Genomic DNA, 24,913 nt, shown 5'->3' with positions numbered 1-24,913 from the left:
TTACACTTCTGCCACAGATGCAGATCCGTTGCATTAACGGTATTTTTTCACTTCCTGATACGGTATCGCCCCTCCAAACAGATCCAGCGCACTTCCTATGGTAAAGTCCACCTTCCCCTCTGTCAGCTTTTCAAACCGCATCAGATCTTCAGGGCTTCCGATCCCGCCGGCATAGGTAACCCTGCGCTTTTTATGCGCTGACAGGAGGCGGGCCAGTTCTTCATCCACTCCGGCAGCCTGCCCCTCTACATCCACCCCGTGCACCAGAAATTCGTCGCAGTAATCTGCAATCTCATCCATGATCTCCCGGGTCAGTCTGACTTGGGTAAACGTCTGCCATCTATTGGTCACGATATAATAATCACCGTCCTTTTTGCGGCAGCTCAGATCGATCACCACCCGCTCTCTTCCCACGGTATTCTTAAGCCTCTCCATCCGGTCCAGACGAACCTCGCCGTCCAGGAACACATAGGAAGTCACGATCACATGGCTTGCCCCTGCCTCCAGATATTCTTCCGCATTTTCAGCAGTAATTCCTCCTCCGATCTGAAGACCTCCAGGATACGCCTCTAATGCCGCAAGTGCCTGCCTCTTTGTCGCCCCGAAATAATCAGAAGAAGGCGGGTTCAAAAGAATGACATGCCCGCCTTTCAATCCGTCTTCCTTATATAACTGCGCAAAATACTCCGCCCCCTGGCTTGAAATGTAATTTTCCCTTGCCTCATCTCCGGAATCCCGGAGGCTTCCTCCCACAATCTGTTTTACCTTTCCATTATGTATGTCAATACAAGGCCTGAACCTCATTTCTTTTGTCCTCCTGTATCAGCCGGGGGACCGCCTTCCATGCAGTCCCCCGGCTATTTTTGCTGTTTTTACTGTATTTCTACTCCGTTTACCGTGCGTTATCTGTCCGGTCGTCAGTTCCATCCGCAGCATCATCTGCACGGTCCCGGACGTCATCCACGCCATCCTTTACGTCGTCGCCAATCTCTTCCGCGCTGTCTCTTACATCATCGCCAATCTCCTCCGCACCGTCTTTTACATCATCGCCGATATCATCCGCCACACCATCACCAGTGCCGTCGGTAATATCATTGGTCTGATTATTCTCACTTCCACATGCGGTCACTACTCCCATCACAGCCACACACATCAGGGCCAACAGGAACTTTCTGAACTGTTTCATATTCTACTCTCCCTTTCGTTTTCATGTATCTCTATCATCAATCCGCTTAAGCGGCCTTGTTGATAGTAATATTTGCAGATTCCGGCAGATTATACCGCAGGAAGAGTTCCATTTTCTTACAGTTATTTTTATATACGTTCCGTGATCCGCCCGCTGCGGTACGCTTCCAGGAGCATCTCCAGATCCGCGATCTGTTCTTTCAATTCCCGGCCGATATCTGTGTCGCCCACCAGTTTTCTCTGCACCACCCGCTTGACAATGATACTGTCCGAATGGATATCGCTTTCCTTTTCAATAGCCGCCTCTGTTGACTCAAAAGGCTCGTGGGCCGCCAGGATCAGTCCATAGGAATTGTAGATCAGTGTATACCCGGCAATTCCGGTCTCCTTCTGATACGCCTTGGAAAATCCTCCGTCAATAACCAGCACCTTGCCGCCGCATTTGATCGGATTCTCACCATTTTTGGATTTTACCGGAACATGTCCGTTTATGATATGTGTTCCCTCTGCCGGAAGCCCGAACTCGGCCAGGATCCTGTCTACCACCTCTTCATTTTCCAGCATGGAATAATATGGATTTTTCTTTTCCTTGTGCGTTTCCTTTTCCGCCAGAAAATACCGTTCAAACGTAGCCATCTTATCTTTGCCAAACAGAGGAGACCCTTCTCCAAGCCAGATATACCACATCAGGTCTCTCCCCCGCTCCTTTTCCCTGGGATCCAGTGCATAGAAGCCTTTCCTTACATAACTTTCCATAGCTTCATAAAGCCCTTTCCCCTTATAAGAGTGGCCATACACCCGGACAGACTTCAGCTCTCCATTCTCAGTAAGAGGTACGCAGCCATGATAAAGCAGATTATTATTATAGACCTTGTAAAGCCCTCCCTTATTCAGCAGGAACCTCATATGCCTCTGAAGCTTCTCGCAGTGTATAAACGCCTTCTGGAGCCGCTCCATAATATCTTCTTCTTCCCTGGTTAATGTATAGGGCTTTTTCGGATCAATGGTCGGAAAATTCATATCCAGCATCTGATATTCTTTTCCGTCAATTTCGATCATGCCGGTCTCAAAATTGATGTGGTGCAGAAGATTCCGGCTGTTTAGCTTAAATCCCGGATTTTTCCGGATGATCTGTCCTTCCACCTTAAATTGTATGATCGAAATGGCTTTATGCATTTTTACGTCCAGAAGCATCTCTCCCTCGCTGTACCCCGGCTCTCCTTTCAGTCGGAAACAGGTACAGGGGTCATCTCCATAAGTATTCATCGCAAACGTAGCAAGCGGCAGCAAATTGATGCCATACCCGTCTTCAAGGATATCCAGATTGCCGTATCTTGCACAGATACGGATCACATTGGCAATGCATCCCCTCTGCCCGGCGGCGGCACCCATCCACAGCACATCATGATTTCCCCACTGAATATCAACAGAATGGTACTTGATCAGTTTTTCCATGATAATATGGGGGCCCGGTCCCCTGTCGTAAATATCACCCACAATATGAAGATGGTCTACCGTCAGCCTCTGGATCAGCTCACTTAAAGCAACAATAAATTTTTCCGCTCTTCCGATCCGGATAATAGTGGTAACAATCGAATTGTAATAGGACTCCTTGTCCGTAATTTCTGACTTTTCCGTAATCAGCTCTTCGATCACATAGGCAAAATCCGGCGGCAGCGCCTTCCTTACCTTGGATCTGGTATATTTACTGGCTGTCCGTTTACATACCTCGATCAGACGATACAACGTGATCTTATACCAGTCCTCCATGTTATCTTCTTCCTGCTTAATCCGATCCATCTTCTCTTTCGGATAATAAATAAGAGTAGCCAGGGACTGTTTGTCCCTGCTACTCATAGTATTCCCGAAAACGTCATCAATCTTACGGCGCACAGAACCAGACCCATTCTTCAGAACATGGGAAAACGCCTCATGTTCGCCATGGATATCCGTCAGAAAATGCTCTGTGCCCTTTGGCAGGTTCAGGATTGCCTGCAGATTGATAATTTCCGTTGATGCTTTTGCGATAGTCGGATACAGCTGTGAAAGTCTTTCCAGATATCTTGCTTCTAATTCTTTCATAGAGATCCTCCCCGATGGTATTTTATAATTGGATCACATCCGACATGTCATACTTTCCGGCCTTCTTTCCAGCCAGGAATTTTGCCGCCTCCACGGCTCCCTTTCCGAAAACAGCCTTGGAATATGCCGTATGCTTAAACTCGATCACTTCATCCGCTCCGGCGAAGATCACTTCGTGATCTCCCACGATCGTGCCTCCCCGCACGGCTGAAATGCCGATTTCCTTTTCTCCTCTTTTCTGTCTTACCTGGGAACGGTCAAACACATAAGTATACTGATTGTCCAGAGCTTCGTTGACAGAATCTGCCAGAGCCAAAGCCGTTCCGCTGGGGGCGTCTACCTTCTGATTGTGGTGGCGCTCCACCAGTTCAATATCAAATCCGGCCGGCCCCAGCACCTTTGCCGCATTCTGAAGAAGCTTCAGGAGAAGATTGATCCCCAGCGACATATTTGCAGATTTTAATACAGCGGTCTGCTCTGCAGTTTCTTCCACCTTCCGAAGCTGCTCTTCCGAAAGTCCGGTGGTGCAAAGTACCACTGGAAGCTTCTTCTTTGCACAGTAATCCAGCAGATGATCCACTGCAGACGCATTGGAAAAATCAATCACCACATCCGCTTCCACATCACATGCCTCAATGCTTTCAAATACCGGATAATCATTGGCAGTACCCGTATATGTATCAATTCCTGCCACAATCTCGATCGCGTCATCATCCCGGATCAGACCGGTGATCACTCTGCCCATTTTTCCGTTACATCCATGCATGATCGCACGTACCATTTGTATCTTCCTCCTGTCTTCTGTTATGCCAGTGTAATCCCAAAATCCTTCATTGCCTGTGCCAGCGTTTTCTCATGCTCCGGCGTAAGCTCAGTCATCGGCATCCGCAAAGGACCGCAGTCCATTCCCATAAGCTTCATTGCTTTCTTTACCGGGATCGGATTTACCTCACAGAACAGCTGATCGATCAGCGGCACCGCTTTTAACTGAAGCGCTGCACTTCCGGCCACGTCGCCTGCAAAAAATTTCTCACAGATATCATGAGTCTCCTTCGGCGCCACATTGGACAGCACCGAGATAACTCCTTTGCCGCCAAGAGAAAGCAGCGGCACGATCTGATCATCGTTTCCGGAATACAGATCAATGTTTCCGTCGGTCAGGGACATAATCTTTGCCACCTGGGAAATATTACCGGAGGCTTCCTTGACACCAACAATATTTTCCACATTTTTTACCAGATGCGCTACCGTTGCCGGCTCAATATTACATCCGGTACGGCTCGCCACACTATACATGATAATCGGAGCCTTTGCAGCATTCGCCACCGCCGTGTAATGAGCGATCAGACCAGCCTGAGTCGCTTTGTTATAATACGGCGTTACGACCAGAAGTCCGTCCGCTCCATAATCAGCAGCCTCCTTTGACAGCTCCACCGCAGTCCTCGTACAGTTGGAACCTGTCCCTGCAATGACCGGGATACGCCCTTTTGCACGGTCGATTGCAAATTTGACACATTCCAGATGCTCTTCCTCTGTCATAGTCGCTGACTCACCTGTCGTCCCGCAGATGATAATACAGTCAGTCCCATTCTCACAGTGAAAATCAATCAATTCATCCAGTCTATCATAATTAATACTTTCATCCTCATGGAACGGTGTGACGATCGCCACTCCGGCGCCTGTAAATATAGCCATATTCATCCTCCTGACTTTCTAAAGATAATGATGTCGGGGCTAAAAGACATTTAACCCCGTGATAATCTATAAAAATATTACCATCAAACCAGGTGGATGTCAACGGAAGTCTATAGCCCCGGGACGCTTGATTTCCGGCGGGATTATTCACTGTCCGGGCACTCCAGCTTGCTGACGGACACCTCGTAGGCCGTCCGCTTCTGGGTCTCTGTTTCCGACAGCCTTTTGATATACTCCCGGCTCTGGATCCGCCCGATTACCTGCACATGCTCTCCCACCTCAAAGGAAGAGGCGAATCTGGCGTTTCTTCCCCAGCAGATGCAGGGTATGTAGTCTGATTTTCCATACGGACGGTTCACTGCCAGAAGAAGATCCGCTATCTCCCTTCCAAGCGGGGTCTTTCGGTAGACCGGCAGTTTGCAGATATACCCGTCCAGAAAAATCTGGTTTGTCTTTGCTCCGTCCAGCTCTTCATCAATGAAGGACACCTCCCGGACAAAGAGGGACAGCACCAGACGGTTCTTCTGCTCCTCGTGCCGGTTGTAGGAACGGAACTGGCCGCTGGCCATAATGAATTCACCGGTGTAATCCCTGGACACGTCGATCAGACGCTCCGAGATCATCAGCGGGATACAGTCCATGGAATTACTCAGCCGCCGGACATTCACACTCACCATGTAGAAGCCCTCCCCGAACACCTCGTGGCTGAACGTAAATGGCGTCGCCACTTCTCCCATGATCGTTACCTGGTTGTTTTCAATAATCTTATCTGACATAGTCTTACAATCTCCCTTTCTTCTGAATCGTATATTACATACATAGTTTATGAACGGTACTTTCAATTTAGAACTAAATACTTGTAAATTTTTTGAAATATGGTACACTATTTAAGTTACGTAAAACATCGCATTAAAATAAGAAAAGGAAGCGCTATCATGAAGACAAAACGTGAAGATATCCGTAATATTGCAATCATTGCCCATGTCGATCACGGAAAGACGACATTGGTAGATGAACTGTTAAAACAAAGCGGTGTGTTCCGTGAGAACCAGGAAGTGGCCGAACGGGTCATGGATTCCAACGATATCGAAAGAGAACGCGGGATCACCATCCTCTCCAAGAACACCGCCGTTTACTATAAGGGAACCAAGATCAATATCATAGACACACCAGGACACGCCGACTTCGGCGGAGAAGTGGAGCGTGTTTTAAAGATGGTCAACGGCGTCATCCTGGTGGTGGACGCTTTTGAAGGCGCAATGCCTCAGACAAAGTTTGTTCTCCGCAAAGCCCTGGAGCTGAATCTCCCGGTAATCGTATGCATTAACAAGATCGACCGTCCGGAGGCAAGGCCCGACGAAGTCATTGACGAGGTACTGGAACTCTTTATGGATCTGGACGCCTCCGACGAGCAGCTGGACTGTCCTTTCGTCTTCGCATCTGCCAAAGCCGGTGTCGCCGTCCTGGATCTGACTGATGAAGAACGGGATATGAAACCTCTCTTCGAGACCATCCTTCAGTATATCCCGGCTCCGGAAGGAGACCCGGATGCAGATACCCAGGTACTGATCAGTACCATTGATTACAACGAATACGTGGGCCGCATCGGTATCGGCAAGGTAGACAACGGAACGATCCGCGTAGGCATGGACGCCGTTGTTGTCAACGAACACAACCCCGATCGTATGGAAAAAGTACGTATCAGCAAGCTGTATGAATTTGACGGATTAAATAAAGTGGATGTAAAAGAAGCCACCATCGGTTCTATCGTAGCCATCTCCGGCATCGCAGACCTTTCCATCGGCGATACCATCTGCTCCCCGGAGAATCCGAAGGCTATCCCCTTCCAGAAAATATCCGAACCCACTATTGCTATGCAGTTTATCGTCAACGACAGTCCTTTTGCCGGACAGGAGGGAAAATATGTCACCTCCCGCCACTTAAGAGACCGTCTTTTCCGCGAATTGAACACTGACGTCAGCCTCCGGGTGGAGGAATCCGACAACACAGACAGCTTCAAGGTCTCCGGCCGCGGGGAGCTGCATCTGTCTGTCCTGATTGAAAATATGCGTAGAGAAGGCTATGAATTTGCTGTCAGCAAGGCCGAAGTCCTCTACAAAAAGGATGAAAACGGAAAGCTCTTAGAGCCAATGGAGCTGGCCTATATCGATGTTCCCGACGAATTCACCGGAACTGTTATTGACAAGCTGAGCCAGCGGAAGGGTGAACTCCAGAACATGGGCTCCGCAAGCGGCGGCTATACCCGTCTGGAATTCCGGATTCCGGCCCGCGGACTCATCGGATACCGCGGCGAGTTTCTGACAGACACAAAGGGCAACGGTATCATGAATACTGCCTTTGACGGATATGCTCCTTACAAAGGGGATATACAGTACCGCAAACAGGGCTCACTGATCGCCTTTGAGACCGGAGAATCTGTCACCTACGGGCTGTACAGCGCCCAGGAACGCGGCACCCTGTTTATCGGCCCCGGAGAGAAGGTATACTCCGGAATGGTAATCGGAGAGAACGCCAAAACAGATGATATCGAAGTCAATGTATGCAAGACCAAGCATCTGACCAACACCCGCTCCTCCGGTTCTGACGAGGCTCTCCGCCTGACGCCGCCAAGAATTTTAAGCCTGGAGCAGGCTTTGGACTTCATTGATACTGACGAACTTTTAGAGGTAACTCCCGACAATCTCCGGATCCGCAAAAAGATCCTGGATCCCAAAATGCGTAAACGAGGAAACCGTTCATGAAAAAATATATAAATACCATTTTCAAACATTTGTCCGCTTTCCTGGAGTACTTCATTGCATTTATGCTGGCCGCAGGCATTATCCTTCTGTGTCTGCGGATGGCCTTCTCTCTGGGAAACATACCGAACCTGGACGTCTGGCCCAATTACGATGACCTGCTGGAGACCTGCTTTAACCTGATCATTGGTGTAGAGCTGATCCGCATGATGTATTACCATACGGCAGATTCCGTCTTTGAGGTGCTTTTATTTGCCATTGCAAGGCAGATCATCATAGACCACTCCTCTATCTGGGTGACTTTTGTAGGCGTGTGCTCCATTGCGGTTCTCTACGCTACCAGGAAGTTTCTTTTTTGTCATTTTCATATTTCAGATGAAGCAGATGAAAACTCCGATACTTCCACAGATGTTTTGAAAGATTAACGCAATAGATGCTATACATTGTCCTTTAAACATGCTATACTGTTTATATCAGATAGATTTGTGTCGTGGCATTTAATTGTCAGACATTATTATCTGAAATCATGTCGCAAAGGAGTGGACAGCATGAAGTTTATCATTATTGGAAAAAACATCGACGTAACGGCAGGTTTAAAGGAAGCCGTAGAAAACAAGCTTGGAAAGCTGGAAAGGTATTTTACTCCTGATACGGAAGTTCACGTAACCCTGAGTGTTCAAAGAGAACGCCAGAAAATTGAAGTTACAATCCCTGTGAAGGGCGGAATCATCCGCTCCGAGGAAGAATGTAACGATATGTATGTATCCATCGATCTTGTAGAAGAGATCATCGAGCGTCAGCTGAGGAAATATAAGACTAAACTGATCGCAAAACATCAGGAAGGCGGAAACTTCAAACAGGAATTTTTCGATAAAGAGGAGCCGTCTGAGGACGATGGAGAAATCAAGATCGTCCGTACGAAAAAATTTGGCTTCAAGCCTATGTATCCGGAAGATGCCTGCGTACAAATGGAACTCCTTGGACACGATTTCTTCGTATTCCGCAATGCGGAAACCGACGAAGTCAATGTCGTGTACCGCAGGAAGAACGGTACATTTGGTCTGATCGAACCAGAGTGCTAGATCAAATCAAAAAGCTGATTCGAATAAAGAATGAAGAAACACAAGCGAGGCGGGATTCCCGCCTCGTTTTTTTTACTCAGTTTTTACTTCCCCTCCAGAATCACCGGCTCCCCGTCAATCATCGCAAAAACACATTTCTCTTTCTCCTCCAGTTTTGCCGCGCCGCTGGTAGCTTCCGTGATTTCCTGCTTCAGTACCTCTATCTCTTCGTCCGGGACCAGGACGCTTAACTCTACCGCATCGGTATATCGGGACTCCAACGTCTTGATCCCCCTCTGCCCCAGCAGATACTGGATCTTCCCAAGGCCGGTATAGTCTGTGCCGATCAGGAGGTGTATGCCCCGAAGCCTGGTAATCAGTACAGATGCGTCAAGCCCTGCCCGTACCGCCCCCGAGTAAGCCCGCACCAGTCCTCCTGTCCCAAGAAGAGTTCCGCCGAAATATCTGGTCACCACCACAGCCACATCAGATAAGCTTTCTCCCTCCAGCACATCCAGCATGGGCCGGCCCGCCGTGCCCGACGGCTCCCCGTCATCACTGCAGCGCTTTAAAGGTGTTCCTCCGCTTATAATATATGCAAAACAGTTGTGAGTCGCATCCCAGTACTTTTTCTTCAGCGACTCGATAAACTCCAGAGCTTCCTCTTCTGTTTTTACCGGCTTTACCGTGGCGATAAACCGGGATTTTTTTTCGATGATCTCTCCCTGCCCGCCTTCATAAACGGTACGATCTTCTCTGTCCATGGTCATTATCTCCTGTCTTTTTTCTGATGCTCGGTTTTCTTCCACTTATAACTATAACGAAATTCTTAAGATTTTCCTACCTAAATATGAACTTTTTATTTTTTTCTTTATAATCCGCCGTTTCTTTGCTATAATGTCTGGGTATGAAGGAGGTCAGAATTCATGAATTATGGCAGGAAAAAAGCTTCTCAAAAACAGAAGAAGATAACGTCCAAATCCACCATGCAGGGCAAACGTGTCGGCGTCCGCCTGTTCAAAGCGTTTTTGCTCTGCCTGGTCGTAATCGCTGTCGCGGGCGTGGTCGGTGCCGGCGTTTTTGCCAAACGGATCATAGATAACGCTCCGGAAGTCACTCCGGAAAGCGTAAAGCCACAGGGCTATGCCACATCCGTCTATGCAGATGACGGTACGACACAGATCCAGGAACTTGTCACTTCCGGCTCGAACCGCGTTTATAAAACGATCGACGAAATCCCCAAAGACCTGCAGCATGCTTTCGTTGCGATCGAGGATGAGCGTTTTTATGACCACAACGGTATCGACCTTCAGGGAATCGCCCGTGCGGCTGTTGTCGGCCTTACTTCCGGAAACTTCTCCGAAGGCGCCAGTACGCTGACACAGCAGCTGATCAAAAACAACGTGTTCCCGGAATTTGTAAACGAGGATACCTTCTATGAACGGCTGGAACGAAAGCTTCAGGAACAGTACCTGGCTCTTCAGATTGAAAAACAGATGAGCAAGGACGAAATCCTGGAAGCATATCTGAACACGATCAACCTGGGCCAGAGCACTCTGGGCGTACAGTCTGCTTCCGAGAGATACTTCGGAAAGGATGTTTCGGAACTGACTTTATCTGAATGTGCGGTTATTGCGGGGATCACTCAGAACCCTACCCTGTATGATCCGGTAACGAATCCGGAAGAGAATGCAAAACGCCGGGAGAAAGTCCTTGGCAATATGCTGGATCAGGGATATATCGACCAGGCTGCCTATGATGAAGCAATGGCAGACGATGTCTACTCCAGGATCCAGACAGTCAACACTACTATGGCTGCGGATACTTCTTACAGCTATTTTGTAGATGCATTGATCGAGCAGGTTATGGAAAATCTGCAGACACAGCTCGGGTATACAGAAACTCAGGCATATAATGCTGTTTACAGCGGCGGCTTAAGCATCTATTCCACACAAAATCTTGCGATGCAGCAGATCTGTGATGAAGAGATGAATAATGATGCTAACTACCCCGGTCTAAAAGAATATGGTCTGGATTATGCACTGACAGTCACGCGCGCTGACGGTACTGTGGAAAACTATTCCTCCGGCCACATTAAACAATATGTACAGAACACCTACGGTGATGACCAGGGACTCCTCTACTCCAGCGAGGAAGAGGCCCGTGCGATGATAGAAGAATGGAAGTCCACCATTGCACAGGAAGGAGACACCTACAACGAGGTCGTCAACATCACTCCTCAGCCTCAGGCGTCTGTCACCATTATGGATCAGGCAAATGGACAGATTAAGGCCATGGTAGGCGGCCGCGGCGCCAAAAACACCAGCCTCAGTCTGAACCGCGCTTATACCGGTTCTACGAGACAGCCGGGATCTACCTTTAAGATCCTTGCATCCTATGCTCCGGCCATTGATACCGGCGCAGCATCTCTGGCTACCATCATCAAGGACGAGCCTTACACTCTGAGCAGCGGACAGGTCTTAAGGAACGCGAACAACCGATACAGCGGTAACCGTACAGTCCGGGATGCTATCACATGGTCTGTCAACGTCTGCGCCGTTAAGCTGAGCGATCAGATCGGCCAGCAGCTGGGATATGATTACTGTGAAAACTTCGGCATCAGCACTCTGGTAGACAGAGAGGAACGGAACGGCGCCGTATTCACCGACCTGACTCAGACACTTGCTCTTGGCGGTCTGACGGATGGTGTCTACAACTATGAACTCTGCGCCGCCTATGCTACTATCGCAAACGGCGGTGTTTACAACGAGCCTATGCTGTATTCCAAGGTTCTGGATCACGACGGAAATGTACTGCTGGACGGCACCGGCGAAAGCCGCACCGTTCTCAAAGAAAGTACAGCTGCAGTCCTGACCAGCGCTATGGAGGATGTTGTAAACAGCGGTACCGGTACAGCATGCCGGATCAGCAACATGCCGGTTGCAGGCAAAACAGGTACTACCTCCGATAACAAGGACCTCTGGTTCTGCGGATACACTCCATATTATACCTGCGCAGTATGGGGCGGATATGACGATAACAAAGAATGTAGCTACGATACAAATTTCCGTTTCCGTCTCTGGCAGAGCATCATGAGTCGTGTGCACAGCGGTCTTCAGACAAAAGACTTTACAATGCCGTCTACAGTGCAGCAGCAGTCCGTCTGCAGCGTGACGGGACTCCTTCCAGGATCTGGATGCCCGACTACGACCGAACTGATCGGCGTAGATGTGACCACCAAACGATGTGACGGCAATCATGGCGGACTGAGCTCTGGAACCGACACTGAAACAGACAGTGGAACAACTACCGATGACGGTTCTACAGATGCAAATACCGGCAATACCGGCAACACCGGTAATACCGGCAATACCGGCGACACCGGCAATACTGGCGGCGGTAACACCGGCGGCGGCAATACCGGTGGCGGCGGCAATACCGGCGGCGGTGGCGAGACCGGCGGCGGTGGTGAAACCGGCGGCGGTGGTGAGACCGGCGGCGGTGGCGAGACCGGCGGCGGTGGTGAGACCGGTGGCGGTGGTGAAACCGGCGGCGGTGAAGCTGGCGGTACCGGTTAGATCATTTCGCAAATGGATAAAAAGCAAAAAAACAACTCTGCATCCTGTCAGATGCAGAGTTGTTTTTTACTTTGTTCTATAAGAAAGATTCTACAGGATCAGCTTTGCGGCTCCACAGATCCCGGCATCATTTCCCAGCTTTGCCAGTACAAATTCTGTTTCCTGATTCGCAAAAAAAGCTTTTTCATGAAAATATTTTTCCACATATTTAATCAGGATTTCGCCTGCTTTTGATACCCCTCCGCCAATCACGATAACTGCCGGATCTGCAATTACTGCAATATTTGCCAGTGCATGTCCCAGATAACTTCCAAATTCTTCTATAATCTCCTCTGCTACCTGATCCCCTTCCTTCAGTGCATCGAATACTGCTTTGGCACTGAGTTCCTTACCACGCAGTAAGGAAGGCTTTTCGTCCTTCTCAAGCCGTTTCCCGGCCAGTCTGGTAATCCCCGTAGCAGATGCATATTGCTCCAGACATCCCGTCTTTCCACAACCGCATTTTTCTGTTTCTTCATAGTTCATACAGAGATGGCCGATCTCTCCTCCGGCTCCATGCGCCCCGGACAATGGCCGTCCATCAATGATGATCCCGCCGCCTACACCTGTTCCCAGTGTAACCATGACTACATTTTTCTGGCCTTTCCCGGCTCCCAGCCACATCTCGCCAAGCGCCGCCACATTGGCATCATTTCCTGCTGCCGCCTTAAGCCCGGTCAGCTCTTCCATCTCCCGGCAGACCTCTTTGTAGCCCCATCCAAGATTCGCCGTTTTCTGGACAATGCCGTTTTCCATTACCGGCGCCGGAATACCGATCCCGATCCCCCGCATCTCATATGAGCCGATTTTTCTTTCCGTCATCTTATTCTGCAGAGCCTGTGCCACATCGGGGAGGATCCTCTCTCCCTGATTCTCTGTCCGAGTGGGAATCTCCCATTTATCCAGAAGGGTTCCATCCGTGGAAAACAGCCCTATCTTTACCGTGGTTCCTCCAATATCTACACCAAAACAATATTCCATCTTACTTAATCCTTTCCTATTTTCTTGCCAGATTCTGCTGTACACGTTTGTACAGTTCCTGTGCCGCATTATATCCCATCTTCTTCTGCCGGTAATTGATTGCGGCCGTCTCTACGATCACCGCCAGATTTCTTCCTGGCCGGATCGGCAGCTGATGACATACTACTTTATTGCCCAGAAATTCTGTATACTGTTCTTCCAGACCAAGTCTGTCATATTCTTTTTCCTTATTCCACTCCTCCAGAGTAATGACCAGATCAATATTCTGGGTTTCACGTACGCTAAGCACACCAAACAAAGTTTTTACATCCACAATCCCGATTCCCCGGAGCTCAATAAAATGCCGGGTGATATCCGGTGCCGAGCCTACCAGGGTCTCATCACTGACCTTTTTAATCTCTACCACGTCATCGCTGACCAGACGGTGGCCACGTTTGACCAGCTCCAGAGCCGCCTCGCTTTTTCCGATGCCGCTTTCTCCCATGATCAGAACTCCAACGCCATATACATCCACCAGCACTCCATGAATAGAAATACACGGAGCAAGCTGTACATTCATCCAGCGAATGATCTCTGCCGTAAATGCGGAAGTCTTCTTCTCTGTAATAAAGATCGGCACATCCGCCTCCACAGCCATATCAAGCAGCATCTGCTCCGGCGGAAGATTACGGCAGAATATGATACAGGGAATCTTATAAGACAACAGCGTCTTGTAGACTTCCTTTTTCTTTTCCATATCCAGCTTTTCCAAAAATGTATATTCTACATACCCGATGATCTGGACGCGTTCGGAATCAAAATGCTCAAAATATCCGGAAAGCTGCAGCGCCGGCCGGTTAATATCCGGCACCTCGACTTCTTTGTCATTCAATTCCACGTCTGGCGTCAGATTCTTCAGATTCATTTTCTCAACAATTCTTTTCAGTTCCACTGTCTTTGCCATAGTTTTCTCCTTCCCTCCCAAAACCTTGTGCGATCATGATACCACATGCGCAGGGAAGGAAGCGGCTGCGTATGCAGACATTTACTTCCCAAGCTGTGGCCTGCCGGTATAATTCCTGCAAAGCAGGGCGGGCCGACCGGACCGGATCGCACCTTGTGCGATCATTATACCACATCAATGAAAAAATTTATACACATCCTGTGCCGCTTTTTCATTCATGGAAGGCAGTTTCTTCAGTTCTTCTACCGTTGCATTTCTGACAGCTTCAATGTTTTCAAAATGGCGCATCAGATCCTTTCTTCTGGCTGGTCCCACTCCGGGGATGTCATCCAGAATTGAATGTACCTGGCTCTGACTCCTGAGTTTGCGGTGAAAGGTGATGGCAAACCGGTGCGCCTCGTCCTGGATCCTGGTGATCAGCTTAAAGCACTCAGAGTTCCGGTCGATGGGAAGTTCCACATTCTGATAATACAGCCCTCTTGTTCTATGGTTATCATCCTTTACCATACCGCAGACCGGAATCTGAAGCCCCAGATTTTCCAAAACCTGAAGTGCGATATTGACCTGCCCTCTTCCGCCGTCCATCAGGATCAGATCCGGAAACGCGGTGAAGCCTCCCAGTTCTTTCCCTTCTTCCTGCTCCTTCAGCCCATGGGTAAACCGTCTGGTCAGCACCTCTTCCATGCTGGCATAGTCATCCGCTCCCTGTACGCCTTTGATCTTAAACTTCCGGTAATCGTTCCGTTTGGGTTTTCCTTTCTCATAAACGACCATGGATCCTACCGAAGCAAATCCGCTGGTATTGGAAATATCGTAGGCCTCCATGCGCACGATCCCCTGGATTCCCAGCAGCTTTTCCAGCTCCTTTACCGCGCCGATGGTCCGGCCTTCTTCCCGTTTTAACCGCTCCTTGTCCGTACTTAAGACCATCTTTGCATTCTTGGCAGCCAGCTCCACCAGTTTTTCCTTCGTTCCCTTTTTCGGCACCTTTAGATGAACCTTATGCCCCCTCTTTTTCGTCAGCCATTCTTCGATCAGCTCCAGGTCATCGATCTCTTCCGGCAGCATCAGCTCAGAAGGAATATATGGGGTTCCGGCATAAAACTGCTTGATAAAGCTGGACAGTGTCTCTTTAGTCGTTTCTTCCTTGGCAATCTTCAGATAGAAATGATCTCTTCCGATCAGCCGACCGCCCCGGATAAAGAAGACCTGTACCACTGCGTCCTCTCCTTCTACCGCCATGGCCAGGATATCCCTGTCGTCTCCCGCCGTATCTGTGATCTTCTGCTTCTGCGCGATTTTCTGGACACTGGCAATCAGTTCCCGGTATTCGATGGCTTTTTCGAACTCCAGAGCCTCCGAGGCCTCTTCCATGCTCTTTTTCAGTCTGTCCAGGATCTCATCATAGTTCCCATTCAGGAACCGCAGAACCGACTGGACTGATTTCTGGTACTCTTCCGCAGAAATATATCCCTGACAGGGCGCCTTGCACTGGTGGATGTGATAATTCAGGCAGGGACGTTCCTTCCCGATATCACGGGGCAGCCTGCGGTTGCAGCTGCGGATCTGGTACAGCTTCCGGATCAGCTCGATGGTATCCTTCACTGCCCCTGCACTGGTGTAGGGGCCGAAATACTTCGCCTTATCCTTTGCCATCCTGCGGACCATCATCACCCGCGGAAACGGCTCGTCCACCGTCACCTTTATAAACGGATAGGTCTTGTCATCCATCAGCATGGTATTATATTTTGGACGGTGCTCTTTGATCAGATTACACTCCAGCACCAGCGCCTCCAGCTCGGAATCTGTTACGATATATTCAAACCTGGTGATATGAGTCACCATCTGCTCAATCTTCACGCCCTTATTCCGGCTGCTCTGAAAATACTGCCGCACCCTGTTTTTCAGGCTGATCGCCTTTCCCACATAGATGATCTCATCCTTCTCATCATGCATGATATAGACGCCGGGCTTGCCGGGCAATTTTTTTAACTCTTCCTGTATGTCAAACATATGATGTGTCTCCTTTATATTTCTGCTGGATCATATCCCAACTTATTTCCAGTCATACTGGGCGGAACAGCGGTTCCAGTAACGGCAATTGATGAACCAGATCCCGGCCGCAGCTGCCAGCAAAATGACGAAGATCAGCCAGCCATGTCCGGGGAAAAATGCAATCCCCTTCATCCCTATACTTATCCATCCGACATAGAATAGGACTATTATAGCATAACAGAGGAAAACAATCCTGCTTTTCTTTTTCGAATCCTGATATCCGCTGCGCCGACGTGCAACAGCTCTTAATACTTCTCTTCCAATTTCACAAAAAACAGCAAAAAACACCACATCTATTTCCAGCCCGGTCTGATTCGAAAACCCGTTAAATACAAAATCAAAGGTATAGAAAATGAACAGCGCTAAAATAGCATCTCTCGCTATTAACAATAATTTCTCCACGCTTCGTGAAGTCTTCCCTTCCTCGATCAGTGCCTTACAGAACTCTTCTTCCGGAACCCCTAGTTTTTCTTCCAGGCTTATTTTTTCCATATCCGCTTCCGATGCCAGCCCTATCAGATCCTTTTTGACCACTTCCAACTGAAACAATGACACGGGAAATGCAGCAACATACCAAAACATCCGAATAAGTGCGACTCTGTTTTTTCCTGACACTCCGTCCAGGCGCTTCTCATTCTCCCAACAAATTCTGTCATAATCATTTCTCCAAAAATCCTTCATCACTGATCCCTCCTCATCACCTGATCCACCGACCTTTTTAACTGTTCCCACGCATCGTCAAACTCCCTGACATATGCCTCACCTTCTTTGGTCAAATGATAATACTTTCTCTTTGGCCCCATGGGGCTTTCTTTAAAGGCAGCGGCTATATACTTTTTCTTTTCCAGGCGAAGGAGCAGCGGATACAAAGTCCCCTCTTTCATTTCCTCAAATCCGTACTTTTGCATCTGGTCTACGATCTCATATCCATAAGTTTCTTTATCTCCGATCACTTTCAGGATACAGCCTTCCAGGATCCCTTTCATCATCTGCGATCTGTCCATGTCCTCACCTTCTCCCGCTACCTTGCATTGCAATATTCTTAACTATATTGTATCACAAGATAGTTAAGTGTCAACCCTATCCTGACTTTTTACAAATATGAAGGTGCTATCATACCAAAAATTGGTGCGGCAGCATTTTTATGCAAAGAATAAGAGCCAGGTCTGTGCAAGACCGGCTCTAGTATTCATATTAGCATTATAAAATCATAACATTTTCATGTGTTCAAGTATCTGTTTATAAAACATCTCGGTTGTTCCAGTTTTCCTCAGATCCTCAAGGATCTGTCCATCTTTCAGAAATAGGATCCTGCTGCAGTGGCTGGCCATCTGCGGATCGTGTGTAACCATGACGATTGTCTTCCCCATTTCCTGATTGATATGCTCAAGTGCCTCTATAACTGTCTGTCCGGACTTGGAGTCCAAATTTCCAGTGGGTTCATCCGCCAGAATGAGATCCGGATTATTAATCAACGCCCGACTGATAGCAGTTCGCTGTTTTTCGCCTCCCGACAGTTCGTGGGGATATTTCTCCAGCAGATGCGTAAGCCCGAACTTCCGGGCATATTCTTCTCCCATCTCCGTACATCTGCGGCTTTCGCATTTATCCAGAACCATAGGAAGCATGATATTCTCCCGGACAGACAGGCTGTCCAGCAGATAAAAATCCTGAAAAACGAATCCCATCTTCTGTCTACGGATATCTGACAACTCATCACTCCACAAGTCCGCGATGCTTTTTCCGCAAAAATACACCTTCCCGCTGGTAGGCTTATCGATCAAACCGATCACCTTCAGAAGCGTGGTCTTTCCACATCCTGATTTACCCATTATACCAACAAATTCCTGCCGGTTTACGCAAAAATCCACAGCTTTTAGGACTTTTACCGCCGATTCCGCCTTCTCAGATTCTCCTGCTTTTCCATAATTTTTCACCAACTGTTCTACCCGGACAAGTTCTTCCCCTTCAGTTTCGCACATATTTTTTCTGTAATCACCCATTTTTTCCCTCAACTTTCCGAACATACCACTGCCCAAGTATCCATATGTATACTCCCTGTGCAGCCACCCAGACAGCCAAAGTCCACCATCCGTTTCTAAGATATTCCCTGATCACACCGCCAGAATACATCCTTGCATGAAATGTTGCTGCGGTAAAACAGACATTCAGCACCAGTGCAATTAGCATCGGCAGCCAGAACAGAAGATACCATTCTCCTCTCAGAACCTGGATCCTCTCTTTTCTCCTCATTCCCATACATTTCAAAAATACGGCACGTTCCTTCTTTTCTTCCATTTCAGAAATTGCTTTTACATATAGAAGAAACATCCCAGCTGCCAACAGTACCAGGAAAACAAAAAGATTCACAATCCGGGTCAGCGCCTGTTCAGTTTTCATGTCTGTGACGGCCGTTTCTTTGGAATAATAGCTGCTCACCTCAGAATCAAACTGTTTTTCATAAGAGTGCATTTCTGTAAATGTCTGCATTTCCTTATCTAACTTTTCCAGATCCTTCTGCGCAGAACAAATGAGAACCAACTGGGAAGGTCCTTGTCGGATGGTCACCCCTTCAATCCTCTCTTCTTCATTCTCAATAAAATCTCCAGTATAGATATTGGTATATTTCCACATATCCTTTGCTTCTTCAAAATATTCATCTGAAAACACCACTATATTTTCCAAGTTGCCCTGTCGGAAACAGCCGATCAGACTCCCGATCTCCTCTCCTGCAATCTCCCTCTCAGTAAATGCCCGGCTTGGAGATTCCGGTATATAAGACGGACAAGGCAGACCGATATGGAGAAATGGCTCTTTGCTTCCATACAGCCAGTCGATCGGCTGAGCCTTGATGGAACGGTCCTGCTGGTGCACGATATAGATCCGCTCTCCCTCTGGGTCCAGCTGCAGATCTGAAGCCTGATATTCTGGATCCAGCAATTTTTTCAACTGGTGATATGTCGTCTCCGAGATTCCAATCTGCTGCCCCTGTGCTCTTCTCTGTCGCGGCTCTGGCTTTTCCGTCCGGTCCGCATTGGACACCCGCACCATCGGGAACCGAATGGTCTCAACCTCGTATTCCCGTTCCAGACGGTCAAAAAATTCCGTATCTTCCTCATCCGCTATACAGACATACTCATAAGGGAACAGAGATTCCGGCTCTTCTGCAATATCAACGGACACGATCTGAAAGGAGAAGTAAAAGATTCCACAGGTATTTAATATCGTCAGTACCGTCAGATACCAGGAAATCGTTTTTGATCTGTGATAGAGATGATTATGGCGCATCAATTTTGCAAGGTAACGATTCCCAGACTTTTCTTTTCTTAAATACCATGTACCGCCAAACCGTATCATAAGAAATACTCCCGCAAAACAAAGCAGCAATAGCAGAAAGCTCTCATGTCTGGTTAACTGTGCATATAATATCATACTGAGCAGAATCAGGAACACGCCAAAAACTGCTGGCAGCTTCACATGTTTGCCTGGCTCTTTTTCCTTTTGGATTCTGCGGGCCGCGGCACGGATCAGGTTAAACTCCCGCATAATATCGCGTGTAGCCATCAAGGAAACCACATACAATACCGTCAGCACACCCGCCATAATCAAATATGACCGTACTGTGACCGGTGCAAGCGTTGTCTCCGTCCCCAGTTCCCGAATCAACTCGATTTTCAGAAACCGTGTCAGGATATTTCCAGATATACTCCCAAATACAATAGAAAACAAATAGCAGAACAAAATTTCCACTGCGAGGATTATATAGAGTGTTTTCCGCCGAATTCCAAGCGTCATGAAAATGCTGCAGCCCGCCATCCATTTCCTCAGATAAAAGATCAGCAGAAACACCATCAGGAAGCAGCAGCCGACTGCGATAGGAATCATGCCTTTCAGAAGGATCATACCCAGTCCTTGCCCTATCAGAAAATTTTCCTGACGGTGAAGTCCTGCAAGCATCTGATAACAGCCCGCTCCCGCAAATGCCAGCATGGCCGCCATTGCACTGCTGGTCAGGAACAATGCATAATCCTTCCAGTCATGCCGGAAATTTTTCCACATCATCTGATAAAACTGCCTGGGATAATTCCCCGGAAAATACAGCCGCTGCTCCTTCTCCTTCTTCGCTTTCTTATCCCTTTCAGATCTCTCCTTTGCCATGGCTGACGCCTCTGGCCAGGCGTCCATCATCTTTGTGGTCAAAAACTCCAGACCACATATAATCAGGAGTACCATCGACAGAATCATCTGTCCTCCATTCTCTACTATAGTACCAAGCGCATCAAAGCTTATAAACAAATGTGCAAGTGCCAGTACCAGAGCTGCCACATTGAGATACAGGTTTTTCCGTAGCAGAATTGTCACCAGATAGCCAATACAGATAAGCTGAAACAATAAAATCAGAACAAATTCAATCTGCAAAAGAGTAAATTGCGTAAACGTATATTTATCTGTTTTATTATATAATTCATATACATAAAAAAATAGTTGAGTAAAATTATATTTCCGGCCATTTATCAAAAAGAGTGGTGAGTATATTATAATAAAAGGAAACAGGTAAATTATAAATGAAATTATAGCCCTTTTTTTATTAAAATTATTTTTATTCATATAATTATGCCTCTTCTTAACCAACTACTTTAATCAAGCAAATATTTGTCCTGTATTTACGTCGTATACATAATATCCAAACGGAACTTTCTTTACATAATCATCTTAATATTAATATATATCTATTGATTTGTTTGCGCAATATATTTTTTATCCCATTATTTTTTGTCTTTTTTAGCTCAAAAAATGCAAAAAGATGCTGCCGCATCTATGATTTTTAAATCATTAATGCGGCAGCATCTTCACAAATAATTAACCCTCTATCATATTATTTTCTGTCTGAACATCATCCGAAGCTTCCGCCACGGTTTCCTGCACGTCAGCTTCTTCCGCCTTTTCTTCCTGGCTGCTTTCTTCAATGCCTTCTACCGGGTTCATTGCGATCCGTTCTTCCTTCTTCTTTTCCTTAGTCTCCGGATCTATTCCTTCTACCTCGTAAAAGATTTGCATAAACTCTTTTCCGGTGATGGTCTCTTTCTCGATCAGAAAAGCTGCGATCTTATCCAGCGAACTTCTGTGTTCGCTGAGCAGACGTTTTGCTTCCTCATAGGAAGATTTCAGGATCTTCATGACCTCATGGTCAATTTCAGATGCAGTCTCCTGTCCGCAGTTGCTGACCGGACGTCCGTCCAGGTAACGATTCTGGATGGACTCCAGACCGATCAGACCGAACTTCTCACTCATACCATACTGGGTGATCATCGCGCGGGCGATGCTGGTGGCTTTCTCAATATCATTTGCCGCGCCGGTGGTAACCGTATCAAACACGATTTCCTCTGCCGCACGGCCTGCCAGCATACCTACCAGCATAGCTTCCAGCTCTTTCTTCGTGTTCAGGAACTTCTCTTCCTCCGGTGTCTGCATCACATAGCCAAGCGCTCCCATGGTCCTTGGAACAATGGTGATCTTCTGTACCGGTTCTGCATCTTTTTGCAGCGCGCTTACTAATGCGTGACCGACCTCATGATAAGAGACGATCCTTCTCTCTTCCTGGCTCATGATCCGGTCTTTCTTTTCTTTTCCGACTAAGACGACCTCTACCGCCTCAAAAAGATCGGCCTGGCATACAGCATTTCTTCCATGCTTTACTGCATTGATCGCCGCTTCGTTGATCATATTTGCAAGATCGGATCCTACTGCTCCGGAAGTTGCAAGTGCAATCTCTTCCAGATTTACGGTTTCGTCCATCCGCACATCCTTGGAATGTACCTTCAGGACATCGATCCTTCCTTTCAGGTCCGGCTTTTCTACAATGATCCGGCGGTCAAACCGTCCCGGTCTTAAAAGCGCCGGATCCAGGATCTCCGGACGGTTGGTAGCCGCCAGAAGCACCAGACCTTTGTTGCTCTCAAAACCATCCATCTCTGCCAGCAGCTGGTTCAGCGTCTGTTCTCTTTCATCGTTGCTGCCCAGCTGATTATCACGGCTCTTTCCGATCGCATCGATCTCATCAATAAATATAATACACGGAGCCATCTGCTGTGCCTGCTTGAACAGGTCGCGCACACGGGAGGCTCCCACACCTACATACATTTCCACAAATGCGGAACCACTTAAGGAGAAGAACGGCACATTTGCCTCCCCGGCTACCGCCTTCGCAAGCAAAGTCTTACCAGTTCCCGGAGGTCCCACAAGAAGCGCGCCCTTCGGCAGCTTTGCTCCTACACTGGTGTATTTCCCCGGATTATGGAGAAAATCTACTACCTCCTGCAGGGATTCCTTGGCCTCATCCTGTCCGGCCACATCCCGGAACGTCACGCCGGTCTGCTTTTCCACATACATCTTGGCATTGCTCTTGCCGATTCCCATCATGCCGCCGCCCTTGCTCATCCGCCTGGTCATCCAGACGATCATTCCTACCAAAAGTGCGATTGGCAGGAAGGTTGCAAGAAGCTGGATCACAATTGCCGAAGTCGTATCCGGAATCTCCTGCTCATAGTCAACCCCCGCATCATACAAACGTTCAGACAGGGTATCATCCTGTACCAGACCGGTATAATACTCTCTTCCGACCCGTTCTCCGTCCTCCGGTTTTGCGGTGATCACGATCTGATTACTCTGGATCACGACTTTTTCCACGTCTCCGTCATCCACCATTTTCAGAAATTCATTATAACTGATTTCCTGATCTGAACCAGCACCCTGGAACTGATAAAGCGCCATGACCAAAAGAGTGGTAACCAGCGTTACTATAAGAATAAACGACAGGCCCTGCCTGTTATTTTTATTATTTTGATTTTTATTCTGGTTGTCCATTTTTATCCTCCTGTATTACTCTTCCATTATAAGGACAGCCCTTCTGGAAATCAATAAAAACATTATGAAAAGATTGTAAACTCACCATATCTTGTAGTATACTTGATATATTAATGCTTATACTTCATAGTAAGTAAAAATAAACCACCATATATAGTAGTAGAGGAATGAGTACATATGAAAATAGGATTTGACAACGAAAAGTACCTGAATACCCAGTCTTCCCATATCAGGGAACGAATCGGCAAATTTGATAACAAGCTTTATCTGGAGTTTGGCGGAAAGCTGTTTGACGACTACCATGCTTCCCGCGTTCTTCCCGGATTTCAGCCGGACAGCAAACTGCGCATGTTAAAGCAGCTTTCTGACCAGGCGGAGGTCATCATTGTCATCAGCGCCGAGGATATTGAAAAAAACAAAATCCGCGGGGATCTTGGCATCACCTATGATTCGGACGTGATGCGCCTGATCAGCGTCTACCGGGAACACGGCCTTTTCGTAGGAAGCGTTGTCATCACCAAATATGCCGGGCAGGAAAGCGCTTCTTTATTCCGGAACCGTCTGAAGAAGCTGGGCATCAAGGTCTACCGGCATTATGTGATCCCCGGATATCCAGCAAATGTGCCTCTCATCGTCAGCGATGAAGGTTACGGAAAAAATGAATACATCAAGACCTCTAGACCACTGGTGGTTGTCACTGCCCCGGGACCTGGAAGCGGAAAAATGGCCGTCTGCCTCTCTCAGCTGTATCATGAGCACAAACGGGGCATCCGCGCCGGCTATGCCAAATTTGAGACCTTCCCTATCTGGAATCTCCCACTGAAGCATCCGGTCAACCTTGCCTATGAGGCAGCTACGGCAGACTTAAATGATATTAATATGATAGACCCCTTCCATCTGGAAGCTTATGGGGAATCCACCGTAAACTATAACCGGGATGTCGAGATATTCCCGGTCCTGAATGCCATGTTCCAGCAGATTTACGGCACCAGCCCGTATAAATCCCCTACTGACATGGGTGTAAATATGGCCGGAAACTGTATCTGTGACGATGAAGCCTGTAGAGATGCTTCCAAGCAGGAGATCATCCGCCGGTACTACGACTCCCTGCGCCGCCTTCTGATCGGCGCCTGCTCCGATGATGAGGTCTACAAAATTGAAATGCTGATGAATCAGGCCGGTATCACGGTGCATGACCGTCCGGTCGTAGACGCGGCCCTAAAGCGCGCGGAAGAGACTGGCGGGCCTGCTGCCGCCCTGCAGCTTGCAGACGGGCGGATGGTAACCGGAAAGACCTCCCATCTTCTGGGCGCCTGCGCGGCACTTCTTCTTAATGCATTAAAGGAGCTGGCCGGCATTGAGCACGACTGCCATGTGATCTCGCCGGAGGCCATTGAACCAATCCAGAAGCTGAAGACCAAATACTTAGGCAGCCGCAACCCCAGACTTCACACAGACGAGGTCCTGATCGCCCTGTCCGTGAGCGCAGCAACCAATCCAAACGCACAGCGGGCCTTAGACCAGCTTCCAAAACTTGCCGGCTGTCAGGCCCACACCTCCGTTATGGTCGGTTCTGTTGATATGAAACAGTTCCGCAAGCTCTCCATCCAGGCAACTTTTGAGGCAAAATATGAAAATAACTCTGTATTTTTCAAGAAAACCGGTGTATAA

The 24,913-nt window shown here is 48.0% G+C and carries 20 protein-coding genes; 5 read left to right on the top strand and 15 right to left on the bottom strand.

Features of this window, described 5'->3' with window-relative positions; genetic code table 11:
- Positions 1-33: 33 nt before the first annotated feature.
- From hisA to BKD12_RS05150, 6 genes are all read right to left on the bottom strand, one after another.
- A complete protein-coding gene (gene hisA, locus BKD12_RS05175; protein WP_070088259.1) occupies positions 34-804 on the bottom strand; it encodes a phosphoribosylformimino-5-aminoimidazole carboxamide ribotide isomerase in 771 nt (256 codons plus the stop codon).
- An 88-nt stretch (positions 805-892) separates the two neighbouring features.
- The gene (locus BKD12_RS05170; RefSeq protein ID WP_070088258.1) at positions 893-1,186 is read right to left on the bottom strand and encodes a hypothetical protein; all 294 of its coding nucleotides are present in this window, start codon (positions 1,184-1,186) and stop codon (positions 893-895) included.
- A gap of 128 nt (positions 1,187-1,314) precedes the next feature.
- Positions 1,315-3,267: a fructose-bisphosphatase class III gene (locus tag BKD12_RS05165; RefSeq protein WP_070088257.1), complete on the bottom strand. Its 1,953-nt coding sequence runs from the start codon at positions 3,265-3,267 to the stop codon at positions 1,315-1,317.
- 22 nt (positions 3,268-3,289) lie between these two features.
- Positions 3,290-4,048 carry a 4-hydroxy-tetrahydrodipicolinate reductase gene (dapB, locus tag BKD12_RS05160; RefSeq protein WP_070088256.1) on the bottom strand — a complete coding sequence of 253 codons (759 nt, stop codon included), beginning with the start codon at positions 4,046-4,048 and terminating at the stop codon, positions 3,290-3,292.
- Positions 4,049-4,071: 23 nt separating this feature from the next.
- Positions 4,072-4,962, bottom strand: coding sequence for a 4-hydroxy-tetrahydrodipicolinate synthase (gene dapA, locus BKD12_RS05155; RefSeq protein ID WP_070088255.1), 891 nt, complete (start codon positions 4,960-4,962; stop codon positions 4,072-4,074).
- Between the two features lie 143 nt (positions 4,963-5,105).
- Complete coding sequence (locus BKD12_RS05150; protein ID WP_070088254.1) at positions 5,106-5,738, bottom strand: single-stranded DNA-binding protein; 633 nt, start codon at positions 5,736-5,738, stop codon at positions 5,106-5,108.
- Between the two features lie 159 nt (positions 5,739-5,897).
- Here BKD12_RS05150 and typA point away from each other — a divergent pair, with 159 nt between their 5' ends.
- The 3 genes from typA to hpf all read left to right on the top strand — a co-directional run bounded on the left by typA (position 5,898) and on the right by hpf (position 8,803).
- Positions 5,898-7,724, top strand: coding sequence for a translational GTPase TypA (gene typA / locus BKD12_RS05145; RefSeq protein WP_070088253.1), 1,827 nt, complete (start codon positions 5,898-5,900; stop codon positions 7,722-7,724).
- Positions 7,721-8,146 (top strand): hypothetical protein, encoded by a 426-nt coding sequence (locus BKD12_RS05140; RefSeq protein WP_242872711.1) that lies wholly within the window; start codon positions 7,721-7,723, stop codon positions 8,144-8,146. The genes typA and BKD12_RS05140 overlap by 4 nt, the downstream gene beginning before the upstream one ends.
- A gap of 123 nt (positions 8,147-8,269) precedes the next feature.
- Entirely contained in the window at positions 8,270-8,803 is a 534-nt protein-coding gene (gene hpf / locus BKD12_RS05135; RefSeq protein WP_070088252.1) for a ribosome hibernation-promoting factor, HPF/YfiA family, read from the top strand.
- An 83-nt stretch (positions 8,804-8,886) separates the two neighbouring features.
- Here the strand turns inward: hpf and BKD12_RS05130 are convergent, their stop codons facing one another.
- Positions 8,887-9,546: a YigZ family protein gene (locus tag BKD12_RS05130; protein ID WP_070088251.1), complete on the bottom strand. Its 660-nt coding sequence runs from the start codon at positions 9,544-9,546 to the stop codon at positions 8,887-8,889.
- Positions 9,547-9,708: 162 nt separating this feature from the next.
- On the opposite strand from BKD12_RS05130, the gene BKD12_RS05125 reads away from it, so the two are divergent.
- Positions 9,709-12,360, top strand: a complete 2,652-nt coding sequence (locus BKD12_RS05125; RefSeq protein ID WP_070088250.1) for a transglycosylase domain-containing protein — start codon at positions 9,709-9,711, stop codon at positions 12,358-12,360.
- Between the two features lie 90 nt (positions 12,361-12,450).
- Here BKD12_RS05125 and BKD12_RS05120 read toward each other — a convergent pair whose 3' ends face one another.
- The 8 genes from BKD12_RS05120 to ftsH all read right to left on the bottom strand — a co-directional run bounded on the left by BKD12_RS05120 (position 12,451) and on the right by ftsH (position 23,242).
- Entirely contained in the window at positions 12,451-13,380 is a 930-nt protein-coding gene (locus BKD12_RS05120; protein ID WP_070088249.1) for an ROK family glucokinase, read from the bottom strand.
- Positions 13,381-13,396: 16 nt separating this feature from the next.
- Entirely contained in the window at positions 13,397-14,323 is a 927-nt protein-coding gene (gene hprK, locus BKD12_RS05115; protein WP_070088248.1) for an HPr(Ser) kinase/phosphatase, read from the bottom strand.
- Between the two features lie 174 nt (positions 14,324-14,497).
- Positions 14,498-16,336, bottom strand: coding sequence for an excinuclease ABC subunit UvrC (uvrC, locus tag BKD12_RS05110; RefSeq protein WP_070088247.1), 1,839 nt, complete (start codon positions 16,334-16,336; stop codon positions 14,498-14,500).
- Between the two features lie 42 nt (positions 16,337-16,378).
- Positions 16,379-17,059: a hypothetical protein gene (locus BKD12_RS05105; protein WP_070088246.1), complete on the bottom strand. Its 681-nt coding sequence runs from the start codon at positions 17,057-17,059 to the stop codon at positions 16,379-16,381.
- Complete coding sequence (locus BKD12_RS05100; RefSeq protein WP_070088245.1) at positions 17,059-17,382, bottom strand: PadR family transcriptional regulator; 324 nt, start codon at positions 17,380-17,382, stop codon at positions 17,059-17,061. The genes BKD12_RS05105 and BKD12_RS05100 overlap by 1 nt, the downstream gene beginning before the upstream one ends.
- Before the next feature lie 204 nt (positions 17,383-17,586).
- The gene (locus BKD12_RS05095) at positions 17,587-18,360 is read right to left on the bottom strand and encodes an ABC transporter ATP-binding protein (RefSeq protein ID WP_070088290.1); all 774 of its coding nucleotides are present in this window, start codon (positions 18,358-18,360) and stop codon (positions 17,587-17,589) included.
- A gap of 13 nt (positions 18,361-18,373) precedes the next feature.
- Positions 18,374-20,797 carry an ABC transporter permease family protein gene (locus BKD12_RS05090; protein WP_141736931.1) on the bottom strand — a complete coding sequence of 808 codons (2,424 nt, stop codon included), beginning with the start codon at positions 20,795-20,797 and terminating at the stop codon, positions 18,374-18,376.
- A 441-nt stretch (positions 20,798-21,238) separates the two neighbouring features.
- Complete coding sequence (gene ftsH / locus BKD12_RS05085) at positions 21,239-23,242, bottom strand: ATP-dependent zinc metalloprotease FtsH (RefSeq protein WP_070088243.1); 2,004 nt, start codon at positions 23,240-23,242, stop codon at positions 21,239-21,241.
- Positions 23,243-23,419: 177 nt separating this feature from the next.
- Here ftsH and BKD12_RS05080 point away from each other — a divergent pair, with 177 nt between their 5' ends.
- Positions 23,420-24,913 (top strand): DUF1846 domain-containing protein, encoded by a 1,494-nt coding sequence (locus tag BKD12_RS05080; RefSeq protein ID WP_070088242.1) that lies wholly within the window; start codon positions 23,420-23,422, stop codon positions 24,911-24,913.

Source organism: Merdimonas faecis (assembly GCF_001754075.1).
Taxonomy (GTDB): Bacteria; Bacillota; Clostridia; order Lachnospirales; family Lachnospiraceae; genus Merdimonas; species Merdimonas faecis.
This window is presented reverse-complemented; position numbering and strand designations above follow the sequence as displayed.